This is a genomic window from Bifidobacterium sp. ESL0820 (genome assembly GCF_052606235.1).
Genome location: NZ_CP199594.1, coordinates 1,149,625 through 1,161,954, shown reverse-complemented (window position 1 = coordinate 1,161,954; position 12,330 = coordinate 1,149,625). Strand labels below are relative to the sequence as shown.

The 12,330-nt window shown below is 60.1% G+C and carries 10 protein-coding genes; all 10 read left to right on the top strand.

The features are described from left to right. The first annotated feature begins 116 nt into the window (after positions 1 to 116). The 10 genes from rplS (at position 117) to ACUIAH_RS04625 (ending at position 12,229) form a co-directional block, all read left to right on the top strand. Positions 117 to 488 carry a 50S ribosomal protein L19 gene (rplS, locus tag ACUIAH_RS04670; protein ID WP_024627419.1) on the top strand — a complete coding sequence of 124 codons (372 nt, stop codon included), beginning with the start codon at positions 117 to 119 and terminating at the stop codon, positions 486 to 488. Positions 489 to 633: 145 nt separating this feature from the next. Then, positions 634 to 1,398 (top strand): signal peptidase I, encoded by a 765-nt coding sequence (gene lepB / locus ACUIAH_RS04665; protein ID WP_445340499.1) that lies wholly within the window; start codon positions 634 to 636, stop codon positions 1,396 to 1,398. Positions 1,399 to 1,405: 7 nt separating this feature from the next. Beyond that, positions 1,406 to 2,113 (top strand): ribonuclease HII, encoded by a 708-nt coding sequence (locus ACUIAH_RS04660; RefSeq protein WP_445340498.1) that lies wholly within the window; start codon positions 1,406 to 1,408, stop codon positions 2,111 to 2,113. A gap of 49 nt (positions 2,114 to 2,162) precedes the next feature. Beyond that, complete coding sequence (locus ACUIAH_RS04655) at positions 2,163 to 3,284, top strand: LacI family DNA-binding transcriptional regulator (protein WP_445340497.1); 1,122 nt, start codon at positions 2,163 to 2,165, stop codon at positions 3,282 to 3,284. A gap of 102 nt (positions 3,285 to 3,386) precedes the next feature. Then, positions 3,387 to 5,000, top strand: a complete 1,614-nt coding sequence (locus tag ACUIAH_RS04650) for a xylulokinase (protein WP_445340496.1) — start codon at positions 3,387 to 3,389, stop codon at positions 4,998 to 5,000. Positions 5,001 to 5,064: 64 nt separating this feature from the next. Next, the gene (locus ACUIAH_RS04645) at positions 5,065 to 5,757 is read left to right on the top strand and encodes an L-ribulose-5-phosphate 4-epimerase (RefSeq protein WP_045923976.1); all 693 of its coding nucleotides are present in this window, start codon (positions 5,065 to 5,067) and stop codon (positions 5,755 to 5,757) included. A gap of 31 nt (positions 5,758 to 5,788) precedes the next feature. Continuing rightward, positions 5,789 to 7,303: an L-arabinose isomerase gene (gene araA / locus ACUIAH_RS04640; RefSeq protein ID WP_198200998.1), complete on the top strand. Its 1,515-nt coding sequence runs from the start codon at positions 5,789 to 5,791 to the stop codon at positions 7,301 to 7,303. 243 nt (positions 7,304 to 7,546) lie between these two features. Then, positions 7,547 to 9,550: an LPXTG cell wall anchor domain-containing protein gene (locus tag ACUIAH_RS04635; protein WP_445340495.1), complete on the top strand. Its 2,004-nt coding sequence runs from the start codon at positions 7,547 to 7,549 to the stop codon at positions 9,548 to 9,550. A gap of 190 nt (positions 9,551 to 9,740) precedes the next feature. Further along, the gene (locus ACUIAH_RS04630) at positions 9,741 to 10,568 is read left to right on the top strand and encodes a hypothetical protein (protein ID WP_045923979.1); all 828 of its coding nucleotides are present in this window, start codon (positions 9,741 to 9,743) and stop codon (positions 10,566 to 10,568) included. 572 nt (positions 10,569 to 11,140) lie between these two features. Next, entirely contained in the window at positions 11,141 to 12,229 is a 1,089-nt protein-coding gene (locus tag ACUIAH_RS04625) for a class C sortase (RefSeq protein WP_445340494.1), read from the top strand. Positions 12,230 to 12,330 lie beyond the last annotated feature (101 nt).

Genomic DNA, 12,330 nt, shown 5'->3' with positions numbered 1-12,330 from the left:
TGCTCCGGCGGATCGGCACCCCCGACGGCAGACCGCCGGGTTCCGTCCAGGATCGCTTCCTTTGATGGTTGCGGTCCATGTCATGGGTCGATGTGCGGCGGCCATGGAGGAACAGCATGAACGCGATTCAGGAATTTGACGCCAGCCACATGAAGCCTGCGGAGCAGATCCCAGACTTCCGCCCCGGCGATACCGTCGAGGTCAACGTCAACATCACTGAGGGCAACAACTCCCGTATCCAGGCTTTCACGGGCGTGGTGATCGCTCGTCAGGGCTCCGGCGTGCGCGAGACCATCCTGGTGCGCAAGGTCAGCTTCGGCGTGGGCGTCGAGCGTCGCTTCCCTCTGCACTCCCCGCAGATTGACTCCATCAAGGTGCTGCGCCACGGCCGTGTCCGCCGCGCCAAGCTCTACTACCTGCGTGGTCTGCACGGCAAGGCCGCCCGCATTGTCGAGCGTCGCGACAACAAGGCCGAGTCCAACAAGTAGGATTCAGCCAGGGCGACCCAGCCCAGGCCAGGCCGCTAACACCCGGGATGCAATTCTCCCGGGTTTTTCCATGCTTGGGTGTGTACGCTATGAGGCATGCGGAATCTGTTTGTGGGCGGGTTCCAGCGGATGACAAGGAGTGGATATGGCCTTTCGGGATGAGGAAGCGACCTCGTCGGGACTTTGGTACCCGGACGGCAGACAGGCCACCTCAGCCCCGGTGCCGCCCCGTCATGCCTTCGACCGCCCCGGTGGACGCGGCTCCACCAAGGGCAGCCACCCGCGTCTGGGCGAACGCGGTTTCCTGCCCGAGTTTCTGTTCGAGCTGGTTGCCCTCTTGGCCGTCGTCGCCATCCTGCGCATATTTTTGTTCAGCATCTACGTCATCCCCTCCGGCTCCATGGAGAACACCCTTGGCATCGGGGACAGAATCCTGACCACTCACAGGCTGACCAGATCCATGATGGCCCCCCGCCGTGGGGATGTGGTGGTCTTCACTGATCCTGCCAACTGGCTGGGCGAAGAGTCCACACCCAGCTTCCGTGGCAGTCACCTGGTCAAACGCCTGATCGGCATGCCCGGCGACACAGTGGCCTGCAAGGGTCATGGCGCCCCAGTCACCGTCAACGGCGTCGCCTTGGACGAGAGCTCCTACCTGCGTCCAGGAGTGGAGCCCAGCTCCTTTGCCTTCAAGGTCAAGGTGGACCCTGGGTATGTCTTCGTCATGGGCGACAACCGTTCCAACTCCGCCGACTCCCGTCTGCACAAGGACGACGGACACAATGGCCTGGTCCCCATGGACAACATCAAGGGCACTGCGCTGTTGACCTATTACCCGGTGGGCAGCTGGAAGCTGCTCAACAACCAGCACAAGGTCTTCGATGCCGTGCCCGAGCCGACGCAGGATTGAACCGGCTATGAGGCGGATCCTGCCGACCCTGGCCACTGAGGTTGCCTTGGCTGATCAGGGAGCCGAGTATGTGCTGGGGCTGGATGAGGTCGGCCGCGGAGCCCTGGCGGGTCCGGCCATGGTCGGCGTGGTGGCGGTCCGTTCCGCTGACCTGCCCGATTTGAAGGTCCCTGACGGGGTGGCTGATTCCAAGATGCTGACCCCTGCGCGTCGGCTGGCCATGTACCGTGACCTGGAGGACTGGGCTGCCGGCTGGGCGGTGGGGGCCTGCTCCAATCATGAGATCGACCAGTGGGGCATCGTCCACGCCCTGGGCATCGCCGCCCTGCGCGCGCTGGCCGAATTGGAGCATGGGATGGACCTGGGGCCCGGCCGCCGTCTGGCTGCCATCCTTGACGGCCCCAATGACTACATCACCCCGGCCGCCGACAGCTTTGACGCCCCCGACCTCCCGGTTCTGCCCAAGGTTTCCACCCAGGTCAAGGGTGATGCCCACTGTGCCAGTGTGGCCTGCGCGGCGGTCATCGCCAAGGTCACCCGTGACCGGCTTATGGTCCGGTTGGCCGCCTCTGACCCTGCCCTGGCCCCCTACCAGTGGGAGCACAACAAGGGCTATGGGTCGCCTGCGCACCTGGAGGCCATTCGCCGTCTGGGACCCAGCCGTCTGCACCGGGTCAGCTGGCATTTGCCCTCGTCCGGTCCCGGCAGGGGCTAATATCGGAACGGTCGACACGGCTATCGTACGGCTATCGGAAGAAGGTCACATGCCCGCAGGCAGCGGGGGCAGGTCACGGTCCAAACGCCCCTCCATGTTCGAGGTTGCCCGGCTGGCCGGGGTCTCCCACCAGACTGTGTCCAGGGTCATCAACAATTCCAAGGACGTTTCTCCGGCCACTCGGATCAGGGTTCAGCAGGCCATCAGGAAGCTGGGCTACCGTCCCAGCAACTCTGCGCGGGCCCTGGCATCCAGCCGCAGCCGGACCATCGGACTGGTGGCTGGCGGTGTCAGTCTCTTTGGGCCTGTTTCGTCAATCACGGCCATCGAGACCGTGGCCCGTTCCCATGGACTGTTCATGTCGGTCATGATGGTGGACGAATCAGCCTGCACCCTTGCCGGATTCCAGGAGCTCTGCGGCACCTTCCTGGAACAGAACGTGGACGCCTTCATCTTTCTGACCCCCACCGACACCATGTTCCAGGCTGCCTGCCAGGTTGAGGTGAGCCAGCCCCGGGTCATCGTCACCTCCACGCATGGCATCACCAGCGTCGAAGAGGCCCTGAGTCGCCGACGGGGCGATGGGCGGATAGCCCTGACCGGAATCGACCAGTGGGGTGCCGTTCAGCGGCTGGCCCGACTGCTGGTCTCCCGGGGCCATAGGCGGGTGCTCTACATGGCAGGACCTGCGCAGTGGCGGGATGCAGCCACCCGGCTGGCCTCCTGGAAAGTGGCCTGCGCTCGCTGCCGCATACGAACAGCCGTGGTCCACGCCCGCAGCTGGGAGGCAGGGGAGTCCTACACGCTGATGAACCACCTGATCGATCAGCGGGGCATGAGCGGCACCTCCCTGCCCTCGGCCGTGGTCACCGCCAATGACAATCAGGCTGTGGGCGTGGCCCGGTCCCTGCAGGAGCATGGCATCCGCATTCCCAGTGACATCAGTCTGGTGGGCTTCGACGACGTACCTACGGTAGACAACATGTTTCCGCCGCTGGCCACGGTCCGTCCCCGCTTTGAGGATCTGGGGGTGGCCACTATGCGGCAGGTCCTGGCCCTGCTTCACCAGGGGCAGCCGGTGGACTTCCCGGTCACCCACCACGGTGTTGGACTGATCCAGGCGGATGTGATCCAGCGTCGGTCCCTGGGCTATGCAATCAAGCGCATCTGACCACTGTCGGACCGCATCCCGCGGGCTTGCCTGATGCTCTGGTCTCGGTTACAATCGTAACCAGACTATGTGAGCGTTAACATATCAGGCAAAGGAGCAGACATGGTTGTTGGCGAACAAGGCGTCATCGTGAGTGAATTAAAGGAGGGCGCGACCAGTCTGGGCATCGAATTCGGCTCCACCCGTATCAAGGCTGTGCTGATCGACCATGACTACCGGACGCTGGCCACCGGGGACGTCGAGTGGGAGAACCGGCTGGAGGACGGCCTCTGGACCTACTCCATGGACCAGATTCATCAGGGTCTGCAGGCGGCCTATGCGGCCATGGCCGAGGATGTCCGTCGTCAGTACGGGGTGACGCTGACCAAGATCGGCGCCATGGGGATCTCGGCCATGATGCACGGCTACCTGGCCTTCGACAAGGATGGTCAGCTGTTGGTGCCTTTCCGCACTTGGCGCAACACCAACACCCGCCAGGCCCATGAGGAGCTGTCGCAGGTCTTCAAGATCAATATTCCCGAGCGCTGGTCCATCGCCCACCTCTACCAGGCCATTTTGAACGGTGAAGAGCATGTGCCCAGGGTGGCCTACATCACCACGCTGGCCGGCTACATGCACTGGAGGCTTTCCGGTCGCAAGGTCATCGGCATAGGCGATGCTTCGGGCATGTTCCCCATCGACTCCTCCCGCAAGGAGTTCGACCAGGGCCTGCTGGACATCTTCTCCCGACTGCCCCAGGTCAAGGCCCAGCCCTGGGACATCCACGACCTGCTGCCTGAGCCATTGACCGCCGGCAGCGATGCGGGCGCACTGACTGCAGAAGGTGCCGCCCTGTTGGATCCCAGTGGCCAGCTGCAGCCCGGCGTGCCCATGGCCCCGCCCGAGGGCGACGCGGGAACCGGCATGGTGGCGACCAACGCGGTTCGTCCCCGCACCGGCAACGTGTCTGCAGGCACATCCATCTTCGCCATGGTGGTCCTGGAGCATCCCCTGCGCGACTTCCACCCCGAGGTGGATCCGGTCACCACGCCGGCTGGGGATCCTGCCGGCATGAGCCATGCCAACAACTTCACCTCGGATCTGAACGCCTGGGTGGGGCTGTTCGGTGACTTCGCCAAGGCTGCTGGACTGGACATCAAGGGGGATGAGCTCTACGCCACCCTGTTCAACCAGGCCCTCCTGGCAGACAAGGACGCCGGCGGGCTGATCAACTACTGCTTCTATTCAGGGGAGTTCCTGGCTGGCCTGGAGGAGGGCCGGCCGGTCTTTGCGCGCGGCCCCGAGGGGCGGATGACCCTGGCCAACTTCATGCGCGCCCAGCTCTTCTCGGCCTTCTCGCCGGTCACTATCGGCATGGATGTGATGACCCGCCAGGAGCATGTCCGGGTGGACACCATGGTCGGGCATGGCGGCATTTTCGCCACGCCCAAGGTAGCCCAGCGGATCCTGGCCGCCGCCTTCAATGCCCCCATCAAGGTCATGTCCACCGCTGTGGAAGGGGGCGCCTGGGGCATGGCCGTCCTGGCCGACTATCTGGGCCATGCCGACCAGACCCTGGCCGACTACCTGGATGCCAATGTCTTTGCGGGTGTCCAGTCCACAACAGAACAGCCGGACCCGGCTGATGTGAAGGGCTTCAGAGCCTTCTTCGACCGCTTCACCAAGGGGCTGCCCATCGAGCAGGCGGCCGTGAAGACCATCCCCCTGCAGGGATGAGACCGGGAGCTGAAAACGTCAAGCGGCCGGATCAGCGGGATCGGGCCGGGAAAAGGAGTTGCTGATGGTGTCCTTGGCTGATTATTCGCCCGAGGTGCGCGACGAGGTGAAACTGGTACGTGAGCAGGTAGCCACCCTGCATGCGCAGCTGACCAGGTGGAATCTGGTGGTCTGGACGGCGGGCAACGTCTCGCAGCGCCTGCGCTCTGCTGATCTGATGGTCATCAAGCCCTCGGGGGTGCGCTATGAGCACCTGACCCCGGGATCCATGGTGGTCACCGATCTGGATGGCAATGTGGTTGACGGTGCCGAGGCTCCCTCTTCGGACACGCTATCCCACGCCTATATCTACCGGCACATGCCCGAGGTCTACGGCGTGGTCCACACCCATTCCACCTATGCCACCGCCTGGGCGGCCACCGGCAGGGACATTCCCTGCGTGCTGACCATGATGGGCGACGAGTTCGGTGGCCCCGTGCCGGTGGGTCCCTTCGAGCTGATCGGCTCCGAGGCCATCGGCAAGGGCGTGGTTGATACTTTAAAGGATCACCCGGGCTGCCCGGCCGTGCTCATGCGCAACCATGGGCCCTTCACCGTGGGAGCCGATGCCGAGGCCGCCGTCAAGGCGGCGGCCATGACCGAGGAGGTGGCCCACACGGTCTGGGCAGCCGAGCAGATCGGCACGCCCAAGCCCATCGATCCGGCCGACATAGCCAAGCTCAACGACCGGTACCAGCACGTCTACGGCCAGCACTGAGCTGGAAAGCATAAGCAAAGGAGCAAGAAGTATGAGCATGAAAAATCCCTTCGAGGGCAAAGAGCTTTGGTTCGCTGTTGGTTCGCAGGACCTTTACGGCGAGGAGACCCTGCGCCAGGTGGGCGTCCAGGCGGCGGACATCGCCAAGTCACTCAATGACTCGGGTCGGATCCCGGTCAAGCTGGTCTTGAAGCCCACGCTGAAGGATTCGGATTCCATCCTGAACTTCATGGTCGATGCCTCGTCGAACCCGGCCTGCATCGGCGTGGTGGCCTGGATGCACACCTTCAGCCCGGCCAAGATGTGGATCAGGGGCCTGGAGAAGCTGCGCAAGCCGCTGCTGCAGCTGAACACCCAGCATCATGTGGAGATCCCCTGGGACACCATCGACATGGACTTCATGAACCTGAACCAGTCGGCCCATGGCGACCGTGAGTTCGGCTACATCCTGACCAGGCTGGGAATCCCGCGCAAGATCGTGGTCGGCCATTACACTGATCCCGAGGTTGCCGACAAGATCGGCGTCTGGGCGCGCGCCTGCGCCGGCTGGGATGCAGCCAACAACATGAAGGTCTGCCGCTGGGGAGACAACATGCGCGACGTCGCCGTCACCGAGGGCGACAAGACCGAGGCCGAGCGGGTCTTCGGCGTCTCCGTCAACACCTGGCCGGTCAACGAGCTGGTGGAGCATGTGAATGCTGTCACCGACGACCAGGTCAAGGATCTGATCGAGGACTACAAGCGCAGCTATGAGGTGGCTCCCGAACTTCTGGATTCCCGGTACGACTCCCTGGTGGTGGCCGCCCGCGAGGAGCTCGGCATGCGGGCCATGATGGAAGAGGTGGGCGCCACTGCCGCCGTTGACAACTTCCAGGACCTGGGAGGCCTTCGTCAGTTGCCCGGCGTGGGAGCCCAGCGGCTGATGGCCGACGGGTACGGATTCTCGGCAGAGGGCGACTGGAAGACCTCGGTTCTGATCCGGATCGGCAACGTCATGGGCTACGGTCTCAAGGGCGGCTGCTCCCTCATGGAGGACTACTCCTACAACTTCGTGCCCGGCCACGAGGAGATCATGGGCGCCCACATGCTGGAGGTCTCGCCCACGCTGCTGACCGAGGGGCGGCCCCGCCTGGAGATCCACCCCCTGTCCATCGGCGACAGGGAGGACCCGGTGCGTCTGGTCTTCACGGCCACCCCCTGCACTGATGCTGTGGTCGTCTCCCTGGCGGATGTACGCGAACGGTTCCGCCTGGTCATGAACGTAGTGGATGTGGTCGAGCCCGGCGGGTCCCTGGCCAAACTGCCTGTGGCACGTGCCCTCTGGAAGCCCCGGCCCTCGCTCAAGGTCTCGGCTGAGTGCTGGCTGCGCGCCGGCGCGGCCCACCATACCTGCATGACCACCACCGTGGGTCGCGAGGCCTGGGAGGACTTCGCCCGGATGGCCGGCGTGGAGCTCGCCGTCATCGACGAGAACACCGAACCGCGCCGTTTTGAGGCCGATCTGCGTGCAGCCGAGCTCTACCATCGGCTGGACAACCGGCACTGATTGCCTGTCTCAGAAAAGGTTGCAAGGCCCTGCCACAACACATGTGGTGGGGCCTTTGACATTCGGCTTGTCGGTTTGCGTTGTCCCTACTTTGTCGGTACAGTGATGATTAGGCAATGGGAACAGTGGCATGTCCCAAAGTTGACATATTGCCCACCCCCCTGAGTCGGGGAAGTGATCGGTTGGGGAGGCGAAGATGTGCCTGGCCATCCTGTGCCTATTAACAAAGAAGGGAATGCGTGCATGCACATGCAACGAGATAATGAAGGGATAAGGCTCCCTAAGCTTTTAGGCTTGGCGGTTGCCGGAGCGACGCTCCTGGCGGGCATGGTAGTTTTGCCTGCCGCCCACGCTTCAGCCGCTGAGACCTACGGATATAATGCCGAAGATGACTTCAGGCCGGGTCCGCTGCAATCAACAGTGAATCCTAAGCTGACAGTCACCAAGTACCTGTCGTTGGTTCAGGGGTACAGCCCCACGGGTTCCTCTAAAGATGCTGACGTTTTGAGTTCGAAGGCAGATCTGGTTCCCGCTAAGGACGTCACTTTCAATGTCTTGGATGTCACGTCTACGTCAGGTAATTTGGCTGACATCGATCCAATGACTCCTGGTACATACAGTGTCCAGAAAACGTATGCCGGTGTGACTAACGGCCAGGGTGTAATCACTAAGTGGTACCCGGCGGGTGACGGCGGGGCTATGCCGCCTGATGGTACGGCAGAAGCCACCTTCCCGGCAGGAGCCAACCATTGGTACATCCTCCAGGAAAATCGTGACAAGTCGTGGGCTTTTAACAAGGATAATCCAAACAAGATTGATTCTTCGAAGTATGCAGACGCGGCACCCTCATTCTTCGGCCTGCCCTATGCAGCCACTTCGCTCACCGACGACACCAATACTGCAAATAAGGTTCAAGGATATATCTATAATCTGCACCTGTATCCGAAGAACATGAACACCACACAGTTCTCCAAGACCGTGCAGGCCGTCAAAGATTTGCAAGGTAACCCGAAGCCTCAGCGGACAGCTGTCGCCGGTGATACGGTTTCTTACAAGCTGTCGCAGAGGCTCTACAACGCTGGCGAGAAGACTCAGAATGATGGCAAGCTTGATGTTAGTGAATTACAGGGCGATAGCAAGGATCTGATTATTGTAGATCGGATGTCGAGCTCCCTAAAGTTGGTTGGTAATTTCACTGTTAAGCTGGAATCCGATGGCACTACTCCTGAACCTGTAAATCTCGAAAAGGATACGGATTATACCGAGGCAAGACCGACAGAAAATCCTGATAGCCTGGTTACTGGTAAGAAGATGTTTGCAAATGATGTGCCAAGTAAAGATGTCTCTTATTATCAGTTCAACTTCTTCAAGGCTCTTGGCAAGGTACAGGGTTTCCATGCCCCATCTTTCCGGCTCAACATCTATTATGATGCCAAGGTCACCGGAAATGGTGATTCTACCGGCACTGATGGTGTTGCCAACGATGCGGCTTCTGATTTCATCGAAAACCTTGATAGCAGCGGTAAACACCAGGATCCTATTCCTGAACATACGAATTTGATCAACGGTGTCGTTGCCTTCGGTAATGTGAAGAATCAAGCATCGAAGTTTGCAGCTCTGCCTGGGTCTGAGTTCCGTCTGGTTAAGTCGCAAGCCGAGTCAGACAAGTATCTTGCCTCCGATGGCAACTTCTATACCACTGCTGAGACGCTGCCGTCTGGTGTCGAGCTCTACAAGGCAACCGCTAACGACAAGGGTGTGGTGGCATTTGCTGCATTGCCTATCTTTGGCGATGCAACGAGTACACCAAAGGCTGCTGGAGATCCTGGTAAGACGGTGCAAGCTGGCGATTGGTGGCTGCTCGAGACCAAGACTCCCAATGGCTGGCGTAGCCCTGGCTTCCCCTTCCAGAAGGTGACGTTTAAGGATGCCGGCAAGACTGAGCAGGACATAGCACAGGAGTATGGACCTCATGCCACGGTTCAGCCCGATTATGCTAAGCTGCTATTCGGCAAGTTCGGAAAGGCACCTGCGGATATAACGGCTGCTGGTGGCCAGGTGATGAAGTTTAATAATGTGCCAGTCGAAACTTATCTGATGCATTATGCGACTACTGATGGTGATTCACCATTAGCCCTGCCTCTGACTGGTGGTCGTGGCATCCTGCTCCTGCTGGTTGTAGGTGCCCTGATCATGGGTGGTGCGCTCTACGCCCGCAATCGGCGCAATAACGCCGCCCGGGCCTGATGATCACGGTCACATCAAGAATCATGTGAGGTGACCCGATGGCGGACGGTTCCTCCGTGAATCGTCCGCCATTTTAATACGGAACGTTGAACTTCTGCGGTCCGCACATGTCGGGATGCTGGTCTGGTTTTTGGATCAGCAGAACTGACGCAACCACGTCGTCGAAAGGCGGCCTTGGAAGGGAAGGTTTATGAAGGGAATTGCCTTGCCGAAATGCCTCACCCACCGGGTCCTGCCCTGTCTGATCGCGGCCTTGGCCTGCTTAGGCCTCACCGCTTTCGATATGACGCCGGCGGCAGAGGCGGAGACGGTCAACCCGACCCTGACGGTGCAACTCAAGAGAGGGCATTCAGGTCAAGGTGGTCAGAACGACATCCTGCCGAGTGCTCCTGTATCTGCTGGAGCAGGATATGTCTTTCGTGCCCTGAGGCTGGATGCTGGTACTCTGAAGAGCCGGGTGGAGGCACTAGACCACAATCCTGGCGCTGATAAGGCACAGGCGGCCATCAGTAACGAGGTGGCAGCCAACCCAGATGCTTTCAAGGACAAGACACAACCCGCTGAATACTACGGTGTCTCTGATCAAGAAGGCACCATAACAAACGCATCTGAAGCGAAATCGCAAGGTGTTTGGCTTACAGGAGCTCAGCTCGATTCAGATGTACCCAGTCTGACAGGCGGAAGTCCTGCTGTTTTCGACGGTGACTATTTCCACGCCTCGTACTGGCTGGTCACTCTGGTGGCCACACCCAAGAATGCAAAGGTAAAAGCCGACCCAGTGGTCGTGCAGTTGCCGCTTTACCGCGAACAGGGTGAAGTCCATCCGCTTTATGATGTGACTATAAGCCCCAAGCTTGTGGACGTGCCTCAGGTCGTGCCAGTAGTGCGACCAGGACCAGGCAAGCTTGCCGCTACCGGCGTATCCATGGTAGCGCCTGGCATTTTGCTTATGATCTTGGCCATGATGGGCCTCTACTTGGCGGTTGTTGCCCATTCCTGGAACAGGGATGAACACTAGGTATTCTCATGCACATGTCGGTGTGATGCTAGCAAATGGCATTGTAGGCATCTGTGAGGATGCCTAAGGACCGGCGGTATCATATAGGTGCCGCCGGTCTTTGTATGTCAAAAGGTAGTAACGGGACTATTTGAAGTGCTGTGCGAGGAAGGCTATAGATGGACCAGAACACTGACTCCGCTACTATGAGCCCAGTTCATGCCGCCGGCAACGGTGATGTTGCCTATGAGTCCATTCCGACTGAATCGTCCTCGTCTGACGAGCCTGCTGAGCAAGTGAACATGCCGCCTACCTATGCTCCTAGTTCCGATCTGCCGCCTTCCTATCCGCCTTCGGCAACCCCTAAGGATCGCGGAGTTTCGAAATCGGATGATGCAGATGCTATTGCAGCTCCTGTGTCTGTCCCAGGTCAAGCTACAACGTCGGCTCCAATAATTGTCGTTTCAGGCAATCATGCTCAGGACGCAAGCCAAAATGGCGACGCCGGTCAGGCAGCTGTTACTGCAGATAAGCAGGCCAAGAACGCTGGCAAGGCTAGCAAGTCAGGGCGAGGGTTCGGTCTCCTGGAGACCTTGGCCTTCCTGATTGGTCTGGCAATCTTCCTCTATCCGCTGTTAGCGGCCTACGTAAACTATTCCAAGGATTCCTCAGCAGTCGACAACTACGACCAGATCGTGGATGCACTTTCACCTGCACAGCGCAGAGCCATGTGGCGTGATGCCAAGAAGTATGACGAGGAATTAGGCAAGCCTACGCTGAGGGACCCCTTCAAGTACAAGGAAGTCAAGGAACCACTGGGTCGCTACTACAAAATCCTCAATGTAGACGGCAAAGGCATGATGGCCTATGTGGAGATCCCCAAGATCAATGTCAAGCTGCCCGTGCGGCACGGCACCAGCGATGCTGTGCTCAAGGATGGCACGGGGCACATCGCCACGACCCACGTGCCTACCGACAACAGAACCATCCACTCCGTCATTACGGGGCACACCGGCGAAGTCGGCTACATGCTGTTCGATAACCTGACGCAGCTGCGCAAGGGGGACGTCTTCCAGATACGAGTACTCAAGCGGCACATGAGCTACAAGGTGGACCAGATTAAGATCATCTTGCCTACCGATGTCAGTGCCCTGCAGCCAGTCCAGAATTCCAACTATGTGACCCTGCTGACCTGCTATCCCTATGGCGTCAACTCCCACCGCCTGATCGTGCGCGGGCACTATATCGGCGATGATGTGCCTCCCACCCAACCTGAAGGGGCGCCCATTTACATGGTTTGGGTGCTGCTGGCGCTGTTCCTGGCCTGCCTGGTGGGTTGGTATCTGCTCTCACGCCGCAGGCGCAACTGCCGTCATGAGCTGGAGCAGATGGAGCATCTGGAATCTCGGGCGACAGGACCTGGGACTATGGGGGAGCCGCTGGCCACGATCATGGTCAGCCATGAGCAGGAGACCCGTTCAGAAGCCACACGCCGTCGCCGGTTGATCAAAACCCGACGAATCTGCAGCGCCTTTATGTGGCTGCTGGCGGTGCTCGGCCTGTTCTTCGCCTGGGGCACGGTCGGCATGATGATGAAGATCAGCCTGCTGCCCGTATTCGACCTTGGCTACCACTGGTTCGATACCCACGTGCTGTACTTCTTCAGCATCAGCAAAATGTAAGTCGGTGCATGAGCGGGCAGGTTTGACCACATAGGTCTGTTCTGTTGCAGCCGGGCTTTTGCCTGGCTCTAAAATGGAGCGAGCATGGCCCGGCAGACTGC